16 protein-coding genes and 3 pseudogenes are annotated in these 19,256 nt (G+C 60.8%); 6 read left to right on the top strand and 13 right to left on the bottom strand.

Annotated features, from left to right (window positions below):
• Positions 1 to 180 precede the first annotated feature (180 nt).
• The 3 genes from NKH30_RS13800 to NKH30_RS13790 form a co-directional block, all read right to left on the bottom strand.
• Positions 181 to 789, bottom strand: a complete 609-nt coding sequence (locus NKH30_RS13800; RefSeq protein ID WP_352995796.1) for an RES family NAD+ phosphorylase — start codon at positions 787 to 789, stop codon at positions 181 to 183.
• On the bottom strand, positions 790 to 1,473 hold the full coding sequence (locus NKH30_RS13795) for an XRE family transcriptional regulator (RefSeq protein ID WP_352995794.1): 684 nt from the start codon (positions 1,471 to 1,473) through the stop codon (positions 790 to 792).
• Positions 1,474 to 1,566: 93 nt separating this feature from the next.
• A complete protein-coding gene (locus tag NKH30_RS13790) occupies positions 1,567 to 2,685 on the bottom strand; it encodes an RHE_PE00001 family protein (protein ID WP_352995792.1) in 1,119 nt (372 codons plus the stop codon).
• A 284-nt stretch (positions 2,686 to 2,969) separates the two neighbouring features.
• Here NKH30_RS13790 and NKH30_RS13785 point away from each other — a divergent pair, with 284 nt between their 5' ends.
• Entirely contained in the window at positions 2,970 to 3,902 is a 933-nt protein-coding gene (locus NKH30_RS13785) for a recombinase family protein (protein ID WP_352980403.1), read from the top strand.
• 289 nt (positions 3,903 to 4,191) lie between these two features.
• Here the strand turns inward: NKH30_RS13785 and repC are convergent, their stop codons facing one another.
• The 4 genes and pseudogenes from repC to NKH30_RS13765 all read right to left on the bottom strand — a co-directional run bounded on the left by repC (position 4,192) and on the right by NKH30_RS13765 (position 9,989).
• Complete coding sequence (gene repC, locus NKH30_RS13780; protein ID WP_352995790.1) at positions 4,192 to 5,535, bottom strand: plasmid replication protein RepC; 1,344 nt, start codon at positions 5,533 to 5,535, stop codon at positions 4,192 to 4,194.
• Between the two features lie 154 nt (positions 5,536 to 5,689).
• On the bottom strand, positions 5,690 to 6,724 hold the full coding sequence (repB, locus tag NKH30_RS13775) for a plasmid partitioning protein RepB (protein WP_352656752.1): 1,035 nt from the start codon (positions 6,722 to 6,724) through the stop codon (positions 5,690 to 5,692).
• Positions 6,721 to 7,902 carry a plasmid partitioning protein RepA gene (gene repA, locus NKH30_RS13770; RefSeq protein ID WP_024927411.1) on the bottom strand — a complete coding sequence of 394 codons (1,182 nt, stop codon included), beginning with the start codon at positions 7,900 to 7,902 and terminating at the stop codon, positions 6,721 to 6,723. Before repA ends, repB begins: the two co-directional genes overlap by 4 nt.
• A 961-nt stretch (positions 7,903 to 8,863) precedes the next feature.
• Positions 8,864 to 9,989, bottom strand: a pseudogene (locus NKH30_RS13765) (site-specific integrase).
• 275 nt (positions 9,990 to 10,264) lie between these two features.
• Between NKH30_RS13765 and NKH30_RS13760 the strand changes: the two are divergent.
• Positions 10,265 to 10,561, top strand: a complete 297-nt coding sequence (locus NKH30_RS13760) for a hypothetical protein (RefSeq protein WP_352578990.1) — start codon at positions 10,265 to 10,267, stop codon at positions 10,559 to 10,561.
• Positions 10,551 to 11,144 (top strand): type II toxin-antitoxin system VapC family toxin, encoded by a 594-nt coding sequence (locus NKH30_RS13755; protein ID WP_352980406.1) that lies wholly within the window; start codon positions 10,551 to 10,553, stop codon positions 11,142 to 11,144. The genes NKH30_RS13760 and NKH30_RS13755 overlap by 11 nt, the downstream gene beginning before the upstream one ends.
• A 381-nt stretch (positions 11,145 to 11,525) precedes the next feature.
• On the opposite strand, the gene NKH30_RS13750 is transcribed toward NKH30_RS13755, so the two are convergent.
• Complete coding sequence (locus tag NKH30_RS13750) at positions 11,526 to 12,437, bottom strand: LysR family transcriptional regulator (RefSeq protein WP_352980407.1); 912 nt, start codon at positions 12,435 to 12,437, stop codon at positions 11,526 to 11,528.
• Positions 12,438 to 12,579: 142 nt separating this feature from the next.
• Between NKH30_RS13750 and NKH30_RS13745 the strand changes: the two genes are divergently transcribed.
• From NKH30_RS13745 to NKH30_RS13735, 3 genes and pseudogenes are all read left to right on the top strand, one after another.
• Complete coding sequence (locus tag NKH30_RS13745; RefSeq protein ID WP_352980408.1) at positions 12,580 to 13,182, top strand: NADPH-dependent FMN reductase; 603 nt, start codon at positions 12,580 to 12,582, stop codon at positions 13,180 to 13,182.
• A 47-nt stretch (positions 13,183 to 13,229) separates the two neighbouring features.
• Positions 13,230 to 13,640 (top strand): annotated as a pseudogene (locus NKH30_RS13740) (MFS transporter); the annotation flags it as partial.
• Between the two features lie 73 nt (positions 13,641 to 13,713).
• On the top strand, positions 13,714 to 14,559 hold the full coding sequence (locus tag NKH30_RS13735) for an MFS transporter (protein ID WP_352995788.1): 846 nt from the start codon (positions 13,714 to 13,716) through the stop codon (positions 14,557 to 14,559).
• A gap of 151 nt (positions 14,560 to 14,710) precedes the next feature.
• Here the strand turns inward: NKH30_RS13735 and NKH30_RS13730 are convergent, their stop codons facing one another.
• The 5 genes and pseudogenes from NKH30_RS13730 to NKH30_RS13710 form a co-directional block, all read right to left on the bottom strand.
• Positions 14,711 to 15,391 carry a YoaK family protein gene (locus NKH30_RS13730; protein WP_352980409.1) on the bottom strand — a complete coding sequence of 227 codons (681 nt, stop codon included), beginning with the start codon at positions 15,389 to 15,391 and terminating at the stop codon, positions 14,711 to 14,713.
• A gap of 105 nt (positions 15,392 to 15,496) precedes the next feature.
• Positions 15,497 to 15,979: pseudogene (locus NKH30_RS13725) on the bottom strand (DoxX family protein).
• A gap of 15 nt (positions 15,980 to 15,994) precedes the next feature.
• On the bottom strand, positions 15,995 to 17,884 hold the full coding sequence (locus NKH30_RS13720) for an amidohydrolase (RefSeq protein ID WP_352995786.1): 1,890 nt from the start codon (positions 17,882 to 17,884) through the stop codon (positions 15,995 to 15,997).
• A 27-nt stretch (positions 17,885 to 17,911) separates the two neighbouring features.
• Positions 17,912 to 18,199 (bottom strand): XapX domain-containing protein, encoded by a 288-nt coding sequence (locus NKH30_RS13715; RefSeq protein WP_352980411.1) that lies wholly within the window; start codon positions 18,197 to 18,199, stop codon positions 17,912 to 17,914.
• 71 nt (positions 18,200 to 18,270) lie between these two features.
• The gene (locus NKH30_RS13710) at positions 18,271 to 18,924 is read right to left on the bottom strand and encodes a hydrolase (RefSeq protein WP_352995784.1); all 654 of its coding nucleotides are present in this window, start codon (positions 18,922 to 18,924) and stop codon (positions 18,271 to 18,273) included.
• Between the last annotated feature and the right edge of the window lie 332 nt (positions 18,925 to 19,256).

Below are 19,256 nucleotides of genomic sequence, written 5' to 3'. Positions count from 1 at the left end.
TCGTTGGCCATTAACTCTGAAGGTCTATCAGATGGCTCGCCAGGTCCGCTTAAGGAGGTTCCGAGCAGTTAACCTGCCGTTCCAATTCCGGCCCACACCGGTCGTTGCGTTGCTCCGGCTTAGTGGATGCTTCTGGCGCTACAGCCATCTTCGCATGCGATACGGATACGAGCTGCATCTTCACACCAACCCCACCCTGAAATCCTCCAGAACCTGAGCCAGCCCTCGCGCGCCGAGAAGGGTCACAACACGCCTCGCTTGAAGCTTCGGTACCGCGCGATGGTAAATGGCAAGATTGGTCGCCTCGTTGAGGCGCGAGGGATAAATGATCCCGTCGGGCTCAGATGGGTGCTCGTGAAACGCCAGTGACCACCGGCGTGCCAGGTTCTGGCGCTGTGCCCGAACGACATCGGTCGGCACACCCATCCGAACGGCATTGTCGCCTCTGAGATCGACCAGGCGTAGGTCTGTCGTGGTCGCGATCTCCGCATAGCGCCGTCGGGTCAGCTCCACCTCCTCTATTGGAAGATCGTCAAGGATTCCTTCGCGGCGGTCGCGGAGCACGGTCTCTAGGAAGCACACCTTCAGGGAGTCGCCGAGGTAAAGAACGCCAAACCGGTTGGCGTCACCGCGGCGTCGAGGATCGCTGAACCGGCTCGGCGACTTCCCGTATCCCAACGGATCGGGGTAGGTGCTCCAGTAGATCCGACCGAACGTCCGACCCCGTGGTATGGCCTCGATTTCGAGGTTTGCACGCCCGAAATCGGGTGGAGGTGGAACGCCAGGCATTCAGTCGAAATCGCCCCTGGCCATGCCTTCCGCCGCGGCCAAAACCGAGGCGTCATCGCCTTGTTGAAGGGCTCGAAGGCCGGTCCGGCCATCGAGGGCGCCATGGCGCGACACCAGAAACCGATAGACGGCCCAGGCACTATTGCCCAACATGGCATGCAGCGCCGCCAATGCGCCAAAGGGACGACCGTCCTTGTCGAGTTGCCAGACAGGAAAGCGGAAACCGCGTTTGGCGCCATCGATCCCGAGCACCTGTCCGCTTTGCCGCCTGGCGTTGACCGTCACCCGCGACGTGCCGAGCAGCTTGGCAAAGGCATCCGCGCTCAGCATGTCCTCGCCGGCGACAACTTCGGCGACACGCTTGCGGCCACGCGCGCGCGCTCCGGCAAGAGCCGCCTCGAGATCGGCATCCATACCCGTGTCCTCGACGGGAAAGATGTCGTCTGAAGCGATCGGTTGCTCTTCGACCGGCGTGATCGTCTGCGCATCAGCCGCCGCATCGACCTCTACCCGAAACGATACGCGATGGCCGATCTTGCGGCTGCGTGCGATCGCTTCCTGATAGCGTTCGAGCACTATCTTCTTGAAGACTGCCTGTGCCGGCAGCTTTGTCGTGAAACTCAGGGCGGCGACTCCCGCATGCGATGCGGTCTCGCTATGATTGCTGCGTTTTGGAGCGGTCATGATGAGAACCTCCTGCCGTCACCCAATATGGTTGCAGATCGCAAGTTCGTCAAGTTCGATAATTTCGTAAAGTTAGTAGCGAATGGCTGCGGACTAAACAATTCCCCATGCCCGAAACCTTCCCCTCCCCGTCATCTCGCGCAGGCCAAGCTCGCCGACCAGGTTGAGCGCCCCCTGTTTTGTCACCTTTAGCCGCTCCTGGATCATGCCCGTCGAGACGAGCGGCCGCGAGAGTACCAGCTCGAGCAGGTCGGGCAGTTTCGAGCTGGCGCGGCGTTCGCGCAGCCGCCGCTCCATCTGGCTTTTTGCCAGCACGAGACGGTCATGCTCCTTCAGGCCAGCCACTGCTGCGTCGTGAATGGCATCGAGCAAGGCGAGCAGCCGATCGCCGCGATTGCGCGCCCGCCTCCGCTCCCGCGGAATGTTTTTCGCGCCGAGATGAATGCAAGCGAGATGGTGAGCGGCGAGCCCCTCCTGCCGCAGCAGCGAGGCGACGAACAGTGGCCCGAGCCACGTGGCATGCTGCAGCACCTCGATGTCCGACCAGGCTTCGAGCAGGACCGCCCCGCGCAGCACGACCGGGAATTCCCGCGTTTCCGCGAGCACAGCCTGCCATTCGGCCAGCCGTTCTTCCTCATTCCAGTCGAGATCATAAATTAGGTCCGGCCGGTCGTCCGGGCGCGCCGCTTTCGCCGGCACGTCGGCGCCGCTGAGAATCTTCGACGAGCGCGCCAGGACGGCATCGATCTCGGCAAATTCTTCGGCCAGCCGGTCGGCCTCGGCGTCATCGCGATCGGCGGCTTCCACAGAGGCAGTTCCAGCCCCCTCCCCGTCCCGGCCTTTTTGGCCCGCCGCCGGCATGGCGCCGCCGCGACCGGTCAGCGCCAGAAAACCGTCGCGGCTGAACGCCCAGTCCGGCTTTTGCGCAAAAATCCGCCGGCGGGTTCGCAGCACCGCATGCGCCCGGGTGAGTTCGTGGGTCGGTGTGCGGATGTCCATGTGGGCGTCGTGCAGCACGAGGTCCTCGAGGTGGACGAGTTCGCCCTCGAGCCAGAGCGCGGAAGCCGCGTCGGCAAAATGCTGGCGCTCGACAAAGCCGTCGCGGACCGGCGAACGGGCGACCCGCTCGTCGAGGCGGACCAAAACCTCGGTCGCGCGGGCAAGCGGCCCGATCAGGGTTTCCAGGGGCAGTTTGTCGAGCGTGTAAGCCATTGTTTTCATGATGGCTGATTCGCCTTGGTCAAGCTAGTGAGCTTATCACTGGACTTACCTCGTGTTTCTTTAGGGAGCAAAATCACTATCGATAATGACCTCATATCGGGACTGTACAGCGCTACGCCCTGGGACGCTCAGGATGCCGGAAAACGTTGATTTACCGGCTCATCGAAGCGGCAGGAGCGATGTAAAGGGCGGCTAGAGACGTTTACAAACGATCGTTTGTTGATATCTTCGGTGTTTGTACAAACGCCAATTTCCCATACTGAGAGACGCCGCAAATGGCCCGTGAAGCGCAAGATCGACGCTCCGGACGACCAAGAGGCCGGCAAGTCGGCTACGCGCGCGTGTCGACGGACGAACAAGCGACGGAAGCGCAGGAGATTGAGCTGCGATCGGCCGGTTGTGACGTCGTCGTTCAGGAACATGGATCCGGTGCGTCGAGAGCTCGCCCGGCCCTACTGCGGTTGATGAGCGACATCGGCGCCGGCGATGTCCTGGTCGTCGTGCGTCTCGATCGCCTTGCGCGCTCGGTCAGCCATCTTCTTCAGGTGATCGAGGATCTGACTGAGAAGGGCGCGCATTTCCGATCTCTCCGAGATCCAATCGACACGTCGACGCCACAGGGCATGTTTTCGCTACAGGTACTCGGTGCCGTTGCCCAGCTCGAGCGTGCGCTTATTTCGGAGCGGACAAAGGCCGGCATCATCGCTGCGCGATCCAAGGGGCGACTGCCAGGCAATCCTGGTATCCGGGAGCGCAGGCCCGAAGCCCTGGCGAAAATGACCGCGATACAAAAGGCGGCTTATGGCCGACGGCTACAATCAACTATGAACCAGTGGCTTCCGACGGTCCGCCGGATGCGACCAGACCATAACTGGGACGACATCGCTCGGGTCCTGAAGCAGCGCGGCCTCGACTGGACGCCTGAACGACTGCGGCGGGCAGTGAGGTGGCTCGTCACCCAGCACCTGGCCGAATCCACACTGCTAAAGCGGGCGTCTCCTCTGCCTCCCGAAGATCGCCTGATGACTCTTGTGGCAGGGATTTCGCAGTCTAACCCAGACCTGTCGCTCCGCGACATCGCTGGCCAGCTCGAGCGCCTGCATGAGCGAACCCCACGAGGAAGCGCAAAATGGTCTGCCTCCTCAGTCAAGAACCTACTCGATCGAGCCCGCCGGCTTGGACTCGTCGCCGAACTACCCGCGAGCTGACCGTCATCCCGCTGCACAACAGTCCTCAGTTTGCGGTCCCTGGCTGACGCTCGACATTCCCGAGCCGCTTGTACGCGGCCCAGGCATCAGCTGGAACAGCGCTGCCGGCCCGCGTCAGCCAAGCCGCTCGATCGGTTTCGGCGAGTGAGTTCCACCACACCATTCCGGCGGTTTCATCGGGCGTCGGTTCCTGGTCGTGTTGGTTTTTCATGCCTTCGATGCTCTCATAAGACGCTCGTCCCGACAAGCGCTGCAGCCACCGTCCACGGATCGAAACCCGCCCGGCTGATCATGATCCGCGCCCTGGCTTGTCGAGGCTGCGGCGCAACGCGTCGCTGATTTCCAGCCGGGATTCGGTGCGCACAACCTTGCCTGCCGCCTCCAAATCGACGGCAGCGGCTTCAGCTCCGGTTCCGGTCGTCTTCGACGCGTCAAGCTTGGCCCGCAACAAGGCCATCACCATCGGCCAGACCGAGAACTTTCCGACCTTTGCTCGATCTGTCAGGCTGCGCAAATAGCCGCCGGCGCTGTTGATCTGGTCCTGCCGCTGGTAGATCGCGGCAATGGTAATCGCCGCCTGCTGCTCACCCATTGCCGTTCGCGCTTCCTCCCAGGCGCTCGGGCTGACGCCCATGGACGGTCGGGCAACCTCGGCCGCGGCCAGAAATTCACGCCAGTTGCGGATTCCGCCGCCGCCCTTCACGAGCCAAAGCATGTTCGGGCAGGCATCCAGCACGATCCCTAGCGGCAGTTCGCGTTTCGGTAGGCTCCGTACGTTGTCGGTGTCCGCAACGTTGCCGCCCGCTTCATCTTTATTTCCAGAGCCGGTTTCAGATTCAAATTTAGAGTCTGGTTTTGAATTCTGTATGTGGCGCCCATTTTGGGACTCATTGGCGTCCACTTTCTGTGTTTTTACAAATGATTCCAATGCCTCACGCACTTCAGCCCAAAGGCCTTCAAGTTCTTCGGCAATCACCTCGAGAGTCTGCCTAGGTGCAGTGCGTGGTATCTGACCAACAATCGCCTGGTAGGCCTGCTGAACCCTGCCCCAGTTCGCCGGCACGCCTTCCTCAATGCCGGTGTCGATCATCTTGACGATATCACGTCGGCATATGGTTAGCCGCTCCTTAACGAGACGAAATGCCTTCTTCTCAGATCTGACCGCATCCGCAAGATCCTTGAACTCCTCAGCGCGCGCCACGATCGGCGAGATGTCAAAGCCATAGGCTTGCTCGATCTCGCCCGCCTGCCCTTTCCGGGCGAAGCGCTTGCCATTTGGACTGTCCCGACGGATGATCAATCCACACTCGACCAGAACCGCCAAGTGTCGCCGTAAGGTCGTTGGGGGCATGCCATTGGCGCGGCGGATCAGCTGCTCGTTGGATGGCCATACAACCAGCTCGCTGTCGCCATAAAGCGTCGTGTCCGGATGGAACGACAACAGCGCGTCGAGAATAGCCAAAGCGCGATCAGTGGCGCCCAGAGCGATCCTGGCGTCCTTGATATCTTGGAAGACATGCCATTTGTGGACGGTCGCGTCCTTCGCCATGGCCCTTGCGGTGACTTGGCTTGAAATCATGCCAAGCGTCATCGGCCGCCGCCCAAAGGGCGTCGTCGCAATATTCGTCTCCATTTTCTTTCACCCTCGATTAGGCAAAAGAAACCTGCTCGCCAAAACGACGCCAATGACTCTTGACAGTGATTCGTGGAGATGCGATTCTCAGAGTGCTTAGTTCAGAGAGAGGCTTCCACGGCTTGCCGTTCGGGGGCCTTTTTCTTTTGCGGTTTCAGACTCCTTGTTTCGTGATGGACTTCCGAAAGGCCTCAAACAGGTCGTCCAGTTGTCCGGCGATAAACGCTGCGAAACGCGATCCTTCAGCCTCTCCCACGGCAATCATGGTAGTTTTTCCGTTGTCTTTGAGGCTGACGCTGACTGTTTTGTCTGGAGCAGCCCAGGATTTCATAGCAATCTTGGGCTTTGATGGCTTGGCCGGACCCGCAGCTTCTTTGATCGCATTTTGATCCGATGGAAGCGTCTCAAGCAGAATAATGAATCTGTCGTCGGACGTTGCCTCGCGGAATTTGTTTTTGCGAATAAGATCGAAAGCTTTTGCGAGTGAGCCGTCTATGGAATAGCGGTTCGAGAATTCCTGCCATCGTCCTCGACCAATCCCGGGAGCTTTACCAATCGATTGCAGTATCTCCTTGTCTACCGATGAGGCGATTTTGATCATCTCGGAGACATGCGATTTTCCTGTCGACAGCGAAGCGCAGATGGTGTCCCGTTTGTATCCCGCTTCCTGCTGTGCAAGCGCAAAAGCGCACTTCTCAATGTATGAAAGATCCTCTCGAGCGGTGTTTTCTTCGCCTTGGAAAATGACTGCTTGTTCATCAGTTAACTCGCGGACGGCCGCTTTGAATCCGATCCCGAGCTGCTTAGCTGCCGCTAATCTTCTGCGACCATAGACGATTTGAAACTCGCCATCCTTGCCTTGTACTGGCCGAACCAATCCAGGCACAATTTGACCGCGCTCCCGCATGGATTCAGTGATCTCAGCAATGGCGGAAATCTCGTAGGCGTCATCATATCGATCGGTGATAGACGACGGCCGTATTTTGTCGGGATCGAGTTCAATGATCTGTTCGCCTGACTTCAGTAACTTGTCGGCGATATCGCTACGCTCTTGCATTTGGCGAACACCAGCCGCCACCTTCATCAGGTGCGGCGATGACGTGCGGCGGCTGACGCCCTCCTCCGAATTGTCCTCCCCGAGTTGCCCCAAAACAGCAGCAAACATGCCCTTAGAATCTTTACGGCTCACTGTTCACGCCTCCATGCCATTGTGATGAGGCTTTCTATTTCCGCGTTCGCGGCATTGATCGATTCGATTGCACGATCATAAGTTTTAGGTGCCGAAAACCTCGATCGTTGCACTTCATAGAGGCTCTGCTTCCAAGTGAGAGCGTCCGCAACCGCAGTGGATTTGGAGACTGAATTCAGAAGTAAATCCTCGCCAAACACTTGGCGCATTAGGGCCTGCATGTTGGCTTGCGGGTGGTCGTTGGCCTCAAACTTTGTGATGAGGAATTTGGCGAAATCCCAACGTGCGCCTGCACCAGCCTCATCCAGGATTTGCATATAAGATGCGGCCAGCTCCAAAAACTTCCCTGTGGAGTCGACATCGAGCATGTGCGCTGGGACCGGGATTAGGACTCCGGTAGCGGCAGTGAGCGACGAAAGCGTCAGGAAATTGAGTGACGGCGCACAGTCGAGAAGAACGATGTCGTAGCTATCGACGATCTGTTCGAGGGCCTGTGACACTCGAAGCAGAAAACTGGTTCCACCGCTCTTGCGCATCTCAAGGGTAACGGCCGTTTCGAATTCTGTCAGCTCAAGACCGGCGCAGATGACGTCGAATCCGATGATATGCGTCTGATGAATAATCTTTTCCGTTGGCACCGGATCATCAAACCGAATCGCTGAGTAAAGGGTGTCACCTTCTCGGTAGTCAAATCCGGGTAACGCTCCTTGCAGACTTGTTAACGACGCCTGGGGATCCATGTCGACTGCGAGAACGCGATATCCACGTAGTGCCAACCAATGACCCAAGTGAATAGTGGTCGCTGTCTTGGACGATCCACCTTTGAAGTTCGTGATCGCGATGATCTGGCAATCCTCGCCTTTAACACGACGAGGATTGATCCATTTCTTCCGTGCCTTTTCCGCCAGGTGCATCCGAAGGTCCAGCACCTGCTCCACAGAATATAGGCGCTTTCCGGTGGTCGTTGTCTCTGGCTCAGGTCCCTGCCCTTTTAAGGAGACCTGTCGTATGTAAGCTTCGGTCACTCCTAGCAATGCTGCCACTTCCGTCGAAGTGAATTTGCGCATGGTACGAATCGCATCAGGAGGATACTGAGCCAGCGAAAGATTGTTGAGTGCCTTCTCGAGTTTCGTCGAAAAGGTATTCATGAACTGAAGGCTACTTAGATGCCGCGTCACCGAGATTCTCCTCTTGCACCCAGCGCCTATTGATAGCGACTGTGGTTAACAAGCTGTTAACGCCACGCCAACTACGCCAACTTTTCGAATTACGCGGTTTTTCCGTTACTGGAGGTATGCCCGATTCGGAGAATTCGAGCAAATGGACACAGGGCAGTTCCCAGCTGGGAACTTTTCGCTATCGCTGGCTTCCCTGTGCCGTAAAAGTTGCGCATCAGGCATTGAAAAAGACAGCTATGAAGTTGGTCACGCAGCATGGGGCACGGGCGAGCCCCGTTTCCCGTTTTGTTCTCGTAGATAGTCGACGTTGGTGTACCAGTTGGCCTCGGGCTTCCGCGTACGGCGGCGAGCAACCTACAGAAGCGCAGGTAGGTTTCGGCGCATGGAAAGATACCCCCACATTGGCGCGGCGGCGAAATTCCCGTTGTGAAGGAGGCACTGAGCTCGCGCAGTTCCTAGGGGAGTCACCATCCTTTGCGTCCGAGACGATGGGTTGTGTTTGTGATGCAGCCATGCCGCGCCGCTTCCGATGTCACTTCGGTGATCGCCCCCAGGCTGACAAGTTAGACGCCCCACGGCCCCTACCCTGCAGCGAGGCATTCCTTCCGGGCCGAGCGACTCTCGCGAATGGCAACTAAGCGGCTAGGATCCGTCGCCAAGCGTACCACGCGATTTGACAGCAATCAGCACTGTTTGGCACGTGGGGGTCCTGTCCAGGCGCACTTTCCTCCAGCGTCGTGGAAGAGGCTCCTGCGTGTCGGCGAAGGATCCTGGAGACTCATCGAAAGCAAACTTCTCGCACAACCCGTACTTTGAGTTCCCAGCTGGGAACAGCTCTTCAAGTTGGAGGCTTGCGCCGCACCAATAAACCTTAGAAACCCATCAACTTGATGGTTGGATCTGTGGCGCCGGGGTGGATTGGCGCATCCAGAGTCACCTGCGGCTGGGGGCGTACCGCACTCTACAATCCTGACGCCTTAGTAAGATTGACGCGGAAGCGATCGCGCCGGCGCTGGTATTTGCGTGTCATCTCTGCCGAGGCGTGACCAAGCTGCTTCTGCACGTAGCGCTCGTCAACCTCGGCAGAGGACGCGAGGCCGGCACGCAGCGAGTGGCCCGAAAACTTTTGGCCGCGCTCGCCCTCGGAAAGATCACCGCGCACGCCGGCGGCCAAGGCCGCGCGTTTGACCAGCCGCGCCACCTCCTGATCGTTGAGCCGCTCGGCGCCCACAGCTTTGCCCTGCCCCGTGACGCGGCGGAAGAGGGGGCCATGCGCGATGCGGGCCAGCTTCAGCCAGGTCTGCAGGGCGACGACCGGGCAGGTGGCATCGGACGAGCCGCGGCCAATCTCGACCTCGCGCCAGCCGGTCTTGCCTCGCAGCGTAACCAGGACGCCCTTGTCCGGGAAAATTCAATCCAGCCGCAGCCGTCCTCGGTTTCATCGCGCGCAACATCGAGGCCCACGATTTCGGAGCGGCGCAAGCCGCCGGCGAAGCCCAAAAGCAACATGGCGCGGCCGCGCAGTCCGCGCAGCGTGCCACGATCGAGCGTTTCCAGCATGGCGACAAGATCGTCGCGCAGGATGGCTTCCTTTTGACGAGGAGGGGAGGCGTGTTTATTGCGGATACCGGCGAGCACGCGATATGCCGGTCCTTCCGGTCGAGCGATTGACCGCGTTGCGTATAGTTCCAGGTCAGCGACGACAGGCGGCGCTCAATGGTCGACACAGACTTTTTGTCCCGTTCCGATCCTGAGGCCTGGGCTGTGATGTAGAGGCCGACGACTTGTGGATCTGGCGGCAGCGGATCAAACGCCTGGCGCCGGCACCAGGCGCAAAAATGCTTCCAGTCGGCGGCATGGGCGCGACGGGTGTTTGCCGAACTCGCCGCCTCGACGTAATCGCGCGCGCGGTCGGCCAGCTCTTCGAGATGCGCAGGCAGTGATGCTTGTCGCGAGTCGAGGACCCGCGTGGGAGGGGAGGGAGCCTCATCCGGGTGCCCCATTTCCATGACGACGTCGACAATGTCAGGCAGGTCGCTGGTGTCGACCGCGTCGATGGGCGTCATGAAATTACGGGGACTGCCCATCGAAACTCTCGATCATTTGAATGCCACAGTGGTGCGATTGTGAGAGCCCCAACGTGCGACCAAAGCGCCCAATTGTCCACCGCGAGGTGCTTGACCAATAGCTCCCGAGATTTGCGCCGGACGCGTACGACCACACGCTGGGTCGTGCTATAGCATGACCGGGCGACGGACCATGTCCGATCCAGTGTTGACCCTCCTAGGGCCCTCTTTCTCAGTGCCGATCCTTGCCTTCATGTTCAACATCCCTTATGTTTCGTTCAACAGGAGAATCCAGGATGAGCGTACGTGGCGCAACGGCAGCCGAAAGCGAGGAGCGGATCGCCCACACCCGGAACCGTCTGGTGCTTGAGCAGGCGAGGGCGGTCGGCCTTCTCGGCGCGGCCAAGAACACACGCCTTTCCGGCAGGGTGCCGTCGGAATTGATCGAGGCGGCAAAGAAGCGCGCTCATGTGACCTCCGACACTGAGCTGCTGGAGCTCGCCTTGTCGCGGCTGGCCCTCGAGGACGATTTTGGCGCCCGGCTCGTCCGCCGAAAGGGCAGCATCTCCGCAGACATTGATCTTGGCGTTTGATCTCGGGAGCGCACTGCGTTCCCTCAAACCACAGCGGCGTGCCGGGGGGCTGGAACGGCGGCCGGATTCCGCTCTGTCCTGGGCAGGGGACCAGCCGCCTGTCGGCGGTGCATTGCTTCTCGACACGACCGTCTATCTGGATGTCCTTCAGGGCCGCACGCCCAAAGTGGTCGATGACCTTCTGACCTATCGGCTCTGTCAGCACTCGGCCGTCTGCCTTGCCGAGCTCAGCCACCTGTTCGGCCGGCTCGAGCCAGTGCACCCCACGACGAAGTCGGTCTTGAAAGTGGTTGCAGGCACGATTGAAGACATCCCAGTGCGCCGGCTGCATGCACCCGACGCCACAGCCTGGGGACGCGCCGGCATGCTTGCCGGTCTGCTGTTCCGGCTGAGCCGTCTGCCGAAAGGGGAGGGGCATGAACGCCGCTTCCTCAACGATGCGCTGATCTTTCACCAGGCCGGTCTGCTGGGCGCGACGGTCCTGACCGGCAATGTTCGGGATTTCGACTACCTCAACCAGCTTGTTCCGTCGGTGCGTGTGATCTTCTACCGGCCGGTGACAGACTTGCGCCCGCAGGGTTGAAAGCGTCTGTGGCAGATATGCCCGTGCACCGTGATCGTCCACCCTCCGGCTGTGGCGATTGTCGCGCACGTTCTTGCCGAGCGTTCCGACGCCGAGCTGCTCGGCTAGTGGTTGGCCGACCTCGTGATGGCACAAAAGCTGGGTTGGGCCAGGTCAGTGCCTCTTTTGATGGCGCAGCTCTTTACGCCGGCTTCCGCACCAAGGACGGGCGCGCGGTCGGACCAAGAATCCGGCCGGGGGAGCAGAATTTTGAGGCGATGAAGTCAAAGCGGTGCAGCACCCCGCTCTCGCCTGCGTCTACGAGGCCACTGTTTTGCGGCTAGCCTTACCTGGAGGGAACACAGGCAATGGAATTGCTGCAAAGCGGCCTGAAGCTTCGGATTACAGAAATCCTTGTGCGCTCATTATTTCGATGCGCATTTTGCCGATGACGGAATCGATGAATGCAGAAACCGCCAATGGCAGATGAGTCCGGCTGGGGTAGACGACACTCATGGAGAGATTGCGGCGCGCGTATTGCGGCAGCACCGGCACCAGTCGGCCCGCCGCGAAATCGGCCGTCCCTGCGATCGGAGCCAATGCGATGCCGAGACCTGCAATTGCCGCCTTTCGGATCGCTTGCGCGGTGTTCGCCATCACGCGGCCGGTGACCGTCACTTCTTCCTCGACCCCGTCGGGGCCCTGCAGATGCCAGGTCGTATAATCCCTGGCCTGTGGCACAAACAGGCAGTCATGGCGGGTCAGGTCCTGCAGCGTGGCCGGCGTCCCGCGCGCAGCAAGATAGGAAGGGCTGGCAACAAGTCCGACTGACCGGCTTTGGATCTTGCGCACGACATGGTTGGGACTGCGCGTCTGCGTGCCTCGAAACGCGACATCGATGCCCTCTTCGATAAGATCGACAGTGGCGTCGCCTAGGACGAACTCGATGCGCACCTGCGGGTGCGCGGCCAGGAATTCGGCCACCCATTCCATCTTGTAGAAGTCGAAGAAGTCGGCGGGCATTGCAACACGGATCAACCCCCTGGGTATTCGCGCGCCAGCAATCAGATCCTCTCCCGCTTGTTCGAGTCCGTCTACGGCCGCGGCGCTGTTGCCGTAGAGTTCATGCCCGGCATCGGTGAGTTTCAGCTTCCGGGTCGATCGCTGCATCAGCCGGGCGCCGAGTTGTTCTTCCAATTCCTGAATGCGCCGGCTGACCGTATTGGCAGGAATCCCCAGGCGACGTCCGGCCTCCGCGAAACTGCCGAAGCGAACAACCTGCACAAACAGGCCGATGTCGTTGAGGTCGAGCACAGTTGATATTCCTCCAAAAAATGGGGGAGTTAAATCCAATATCCCCATCTAATCGACCAAATATGTGGTGACCACCTTTCGGGGACAGCGGGAATTGCAGTCCAGTCCCGTTGCTTCGATCAACCGGAATGGAAACGTCATCATGGCAAAGAACCCGCATATCGGCATTATCATCGGCTCGACGCGACAGGGCCGCTTCAGTGAGCGTGCGGCTGCGTGGTTTCACATGATTGCGGCTCGGCGTACGGATCTCAGCTTCGAGACCGTCGACCTGCGCGACTACCCGATGCCGCTCTTCGATGAGCCGGCATCGCCGGCCTGGGTGCCGCCAAAGGACCCCGCCGCGGAACGTTGGGCGGCAAAGCTGGCCGAGCTCGACGGGTTCGTCTTCGTGACACCCGAATACAATCACGGTTACAGCGCGGTGCTGAAAAACGCGCTGGACTATGCCTTCCAGCAATTCAATCGCAAGCCGGGAGCCTTCGTCGGATATGGCGGCGTCGGCGCCGCACGGGCCATCGAGCAATTGCGCCTGGTTGCCGTCGAGCTTCAGATGGCGCCGGTCCCCAAGTCTGTGAACATCGGCATGGCCGAGTTCCTTGGCATCTGGCAGCAGGGCAAGGATTTCGCGGATTATCCGCATCTCGAACAGGCGGCGGCCGCTCTGCTGGATGACCTGTCCTGGTGGAGCCGAACGCTGCAAACCGGGCGGCAGGCGACGTCCGCACAGGCGTCGCTCGACTGAACGCCTGACCCGCCGCAACAGGCCTTTGAGCTTCAGGTCGAACGAACATGTGCTTTTCGTTCGAGCTGGAGCGGACTGCGGACGCTCTTGGAAAGATTGCCATCATGACCGAAAACACCGCCCCATCCCCGCCCGATCGTGGTTTCGCCGCGTTTGTCGCTATGATGGCTGCGCTCATGATGCTTGGGGCCCTCGGCCTCGACGGCATGCTGCCAAGTCTCCCGACGATTGCGCACGATCTTGACATCCGCTCACCCAACGCGAGCCAGCTGGTGGTTGTGGTCTATGGCTTGAGCATCGGTTTGGGCACGATCGTCTACGGGCCATTGATGGATCGCTATGGCCGCAAGCCCGTGCTGCTCGCCGGCCTCGTAGGGTTCGCCCTGTCCAGCGCCCTTGCGGCGGTCGCGACGAGCCTGCCAATACTGCTTGTGGCGCGCACGCTTCAGGGTGTGTCGATCGCTTCGGCCCGGGTCGGCGCGGTTTCGGTGATCCGGGACCGCTACCATGGCCCAAGGATGGCCCAGGGTCATGTCGATCTCCATGCTGGTCTTCATGGCGAGCCCGGTCTTCGCCCCGGCGCTGGGCCAGTCGGTGCTGGCGTTTGCGTCCTGGCGTTGGCTGTTGGCGGCGCTGGCGCTGTTGGCGCTCTCGCTGGCGGTTTGGCTTGGCGCGGGTCTTCCGGAATCGCTGCATCCGCGAGATCGGCGGGCCATCAACGCCAAGGAGGTCCTGGCGGCCTTCGGCATGACGATCCGCAACCGGCAGGGCATGGGCTACACCCTTGCCGGCGCCCTCGCTTTCGCCGCGCTGTTCGGGTTCATCACGTCGGCCTCGCAGGTGATCAACGACACGTTCCATGCTGGCGAGGACTTCGCTCTGGTGTTCGGTGCGGTCTCGGTATTCACCGCCATCGCGTCCCTGCTGAACGCGCTCTTGGTGCCGCGGCTGGGCGCCCGGCTACTGGGCGAGGGCGCTTTGGCGGTTTCGATCGCCGTCGCGGCCGTCCACCTGGTGGTTGGTCTAAGCGGCCACGAGACGCTGGTCAGTTTCCTCGTGCTGGAGGGGCTGTGGATGTTCTGCTTCGGCTTGATGGCGGGCAATTTCGGAGCCCTGGCGATGGAGCCCATGGGTCACATCGCCGGCTCTGCCGCCTCGGCTCAGGGCTTCATTACCATGGTCGTGGGGGCCTTTGTCGGCTTCGCCATCGGCCAGGCGTTCGACGGGACAGTGGTTCCACTCTTGGTGGGTACTCTGGCCTGCGGCCTCGCCACCCTGGCAGTGGTGGCCTTTGCTGAGCACGGCCGGCTTTTTCAGCCGGGCAGGGATATCGAAGCGGACGGGTCTGAGCGGCTAGGTCAAGGAGTTGGATCATGAGCGAAAAGCTTACCGTCGTCGTCACCGGCGCCACGGGTCAACAAGGCGGCGCTGTGGTGAAGAACCTGCTATCCGGCCCGCCATTCTGAGACTGGTGAGAAAACCGCTCAGTCCTTTGGTTTGCGCGGCGTGTTCCTTGAGATTGCCGAGCTCACGCCTCGGACGGTTCGCCGGACTGGGTCAGAAGGCTGATGGCGACCAGGCCAACAGGCACGACGAAGCACCAAGTCGGGGAGGCGACGAAGGCCAGTGCCGCGGCAGCGCAACCAATTGCAAAGCAGAAGAGGCTGGCTGCCATGCGTTTCAGGCGCTCCTTGACCTCGCGCATGTGGTCGGTTGCTGTGCCGGACATGAGGTCGGCGAGATCGATCATGATCTGCGTCGTCGTGCCGGTCATCAGCGTTGTTGGTGGTAGCTTGGAAAGATGGGCCCGATGCAGCCCGTTCTGGATTGCCATGGCCGTTACAAGAGTCATCCCGATGCCTATCGCAGCCACCGAGTCGCCATTCGAGACAGGGCCATGAACGTATGCGTCGATAGCGGCAATCGTGAACAGCACAAACATGAGGGACAGGAGCGTGACGATGGCTCTTCGTCCTTCAAGCTTGAGGCGCAGCGACAGCACACTCGTGAGCAGGACGACGATGCAGAAGACCGGCAATGCGAGCAGCTTCGCGATAATTCCTGTCGTTCCGAAGACGAGCGCGGCGCCGAGCGTCACAAAATTTCCGGTGACATGGGCGGTGAACAGGCCGGCAAGGGCCAGGAAGCCCATCGTGTCGACATAACCGCCGTTGAAACTGAGAAGTATGCCGAGCGACGGTCTGGTCATGAAGCTCTCCGCTTGCGCAATATTCCTCTGGCGATTCACTCCGAATGCGGCGCGGGTGCAATGGCAATGATCGTTCTCGAACCATCCTTATCACCTGGCTACCCCTTATGGATGTCGGGAGCCGCATCTTTTCCGAAAAGAGCCGTATTTGGCAGGACCTCGACGGCTGGCAAGGTCGTTCCCGGCAACGAAGACAAAAGCGCCGGCAAGCCCGATGTGCTCAAAGAACGCGTTCATGGCCATGGACTGTGCGGGGCCGGGCGGCAGCTCCCAGAAACGCAGGGCGATCCATGTCGCGGCAAGTGTGAAGACGGCGAGTGCCAGCGCTCAGAGCCAACGCCAGTATCCCGTCACAATCAGCGCCGACATGGCCAGTTCGAAGGCGATGACGGCGGCGGCGAAAAGCGGTGCCGGCAGAAGCGCGAAATGTTCCATCTCGGCGATGGCGCCGCCGAAATCGAGGAGCTTGACGATCGGCCCCTGGATGTAGGCGGCAGACAGGGCAAGCAACGCCAGAGTGCGCGCGGCAGGCGCGGTGAATAGCCGGCCGGCGAGACTTTGTCCCGGGAAGACAGTGTTCGTATTCATGGGCGGCTCCCCTGATCAGACAGCCCAGCAACTGCAGCCGAGCACACCGAAAAAACCCTTGATGTCGGACACCGGCAGCTTCGAGGTCCAGGCGCCGGCATGGTCGTGACCGTGCACGCCGCAGGCGGACGAACAGCCGCAGGAGGTGATCGCGGTTCTTCGCAGCGCATGGCGCCCGGCTCTGTCAACTTCGCCCCAGGCGCCATAGCCGCCGAAGACGCGGACCGGTGACCAGTCCGGCATTGCGGGCGGAACGGCGCTCTCGTCGAGATTGGCGAAATCACCCGCGCCGTAGACCACCTTGCCGCCGACAAGGGTGAGTTCGGAGGTGAGAAAGGAGATCTCGTCTTCGGTACAGGCGAAGAAGTCCTTGTCGGGAACGATGAGGTCGGCGAGTTGGCCTTTTTCGATCCGGCCTCTCGTGCCTTCGTCGTTCGAAAACCAGGTGACATTCTCGGTCCACATGCGAAGCGCCGTCTTGCGGTCGAGGCAGTTGCGGCGCGGGTAGATCGGCATGCCGCCGACCGTGCGCCCTGTGATCATCCAGGCGAGCGAGACCCATGGATTGTAGGAGGCGACGCGAGTGGCATCGGTGCCGGCCGAAACGCGCACACCGTGCTCCAGCATCTTTGCAATCGGCGGTGTCGCCTCGGCAGCACCCAGGCCGTAGCGTTCGACGAAATATTCGCCCTGGTAGGCCATGCGATGCTGGACGGCGATGCCGCCACCCAGCGCCGCGACCCGGTCGATCGATTGGTCCGAAATCGTCTCGGCGTGGTCGAAGAACCAGTTCAGGCCCTCGAGCGGAACATCCTGGTTGACCTTCTCGAAGACGTCGAGCGCCCGGCTGATGGTCTCGTCATAGGTGGCGTGCAGCCGCCAGGGCCAACGGTTCTGCGCAAGGATGCGGATGACGTCTTCGAGGTCGCCTTCCATGTCCGGCGGCATGTCTGGACGCGGCTCGCGGAAATCCTCGAAATCGGCGGCCGAGAAGACGAGCATTTCGCCGGCGCCGTTGTGGCGGAAATAGTCCGACCCCTGTTTGTATTTGACCGAGGCAGTCCATTTGATGAAGTCGTCCTTCTCCTCCTTCGGCTTCTGCGTAAACAAATTGTAGGCAAGCCGCACCGTCATGAGGCCGTCGTCGGCAAGCTTCTGGATGACCGCGTAGTCCTCTGGATAGTTCTGGAAGCCGCCGCCTGCGTCGATGACGCCGGTCACGCCGAGACGGTTGAGTTCGCGCATGAAATGACGGGTGGAATTGACCTGGTAGTCGAAGGGCAGCTTCGGACCTCTGGCAAGCGTCGCATAGAGGATGCCGGCGTTCGGCTTGGCAAGCAGGAGGCCGGTCGGATTGCCGGTCGCGTCGCGTGCGATCTCGCCGCCGGGTGGATTCGGCGTGTCCTTGGTGTAGCCGACGGCGCGCAGTGCTGCGGCGTTGAGCAAAGCGCGATCGTAAAGATGGAGAATGAACACCGGCGTGTCGGGGGCGACGGCGTTGAGTTCCTCGATGGTCGGCAGGCGTTTTTCGGCGAACTGATGCTCGGTGAAGCCGCCGATGACCCGCACCCACTGCGGCGGCGGGGTGATATCGACCTGCCGCTTCAGCATCGCCATGGCGTCGGCCAGCGAGCGGACACCGTCCCAGCGCAGTTCCATGTTGAAGTTCAGCCCACCGCGGACGACGTGGGTATGGTTGTCGATCAGCCCGGGCAGCACGCGCTTGCCCTTGAGGTCGACAATCTTGGTGCCGGCGCCAGCCAATGCCATGATGTCCTGGTCGTGGCCGACAGCCAGGATCTTGCCATCCTTGATGGCGACGGCGCTCGCAGTCGGGTTGGAACGGTCAAGCGTGGTGATCAGCCCATGATGCAGGATCAGGTCGGCGATGGTGTCTTCAACCATGGTTCGCTGCCTCGCAGATGTTGGAATTCAACCCTGTGTGCTCTTGTCTGCGCGCCGGGCTTCCGACGCTTCGGATGGCATGCCGCCTTGCGGCAAATGCCCGAATACATGCGGGCGCACCTGATGCAGCCATGAAAGTGCTGCCGGTTGGCTGCGCCACATATTCTTGACGAGCGGCGGAATCTGCTCGCCGACGAGGATGCTAAGAAGGCCGACGAGCGCGATGATCGGCGGGGCCGGGGAGCGGACATTCAACAGTCCATAGATGACGCCCACGAGCAGGCCAGCGGCAAGCGAGATGAGATAGGGTTTCATGTGGCGCTCCGGGCGAATGGAAGGGATTGCCTGGCGGCGCCGGCGACTTCGCCAGCGCCACTGCGGACGGTTCAGCCCTCATGCGCGCCGAGCATGGTCTTGGCGTAAATGACACCGAGGCCGTAGGCGCCGCCGAACTTTTTGGCGGTTCCCGTCGTCAGCTCGTAGGTATCGCCGCGCGCCCAGTCGCGCTGCAGCTCCAGCAGATATTGCAGCGATGTCATCGGCCGCACGCCGGCCTGGATCATCCGTTGCATGGCGCGCTCATGCGCTTCCTCGGAGACGTCACCGCATGCGTCCGCAATCACATAGACTTCGAAGCCCTGATCGAGCGCGGAAAGCGATGGGCCGACGATGCAGACACTGGTCCACAAACCGCACAGGACGAGGCGCTTCTTGCCGATCGCATTGACCTGGCTGATGACGGCGGCGTCCTCCCAGGTGTTCATGGAGGTGCGGTCGAGCAGCGGCTGGCCGGGGAAGGCGGCTGTGATCTCGTCGAACATCGGTCCCGAGAACGTCTTCTCGGCGACGGTGGTGAGGATGGTCGAAACGCCGAAGCCGGCGGCGGCATGGGCGACCAGCGCGGCGTTGTTGCGTAACAGGACGGCATCGATCGACTTGGTGGCAAAGGACATTTGCGGCTGGAAGTCGATCATGATCAGCGTGTGGTCCTTCGGCGAAATCAGCTCGGAACCGGGTGTAGGAGTGGCATTTGTCGGCATGGTCGTCCTCGTTTGCAATGGATTGATGTTCGGTGCGGAGCCTCGACCGGCGAGTGCGTGTACCTGCACGCAGCGCGCTATCGAGAGGGTCGGTCGGGAGGCCTCGTTTCCGTGGTTCGCACCTGACCACGCGCTGAAATTCAGGGCTTGTAGGAAGTGTCCGCGCTTTTGACAGTTATCGCGGGATTACCGGCGGCTACGTCGGACGGCGTGAGTTCCGATATCGATCATGCATGAGACGTCAAAAAACCCAGCGCTTTGTACAAGCCCCGGACACCGGCCTGTGGTCGAAGGATGCTTCGTGAGCAGAAGTGTCGAGACGGTTGAGGAGC

This window comes from Mesorhizobium sp. M1273, from assembly GCF_040318195.1.
Lineage (GTDB): Bacteria > Pseudomonadota > Alphaproteobacteria > Rhizobiales > Rhizobiaceae > Mesorhizobium.
This window is presented reverse-complemented; position numbering and strand designations above follow the sequence as displayed.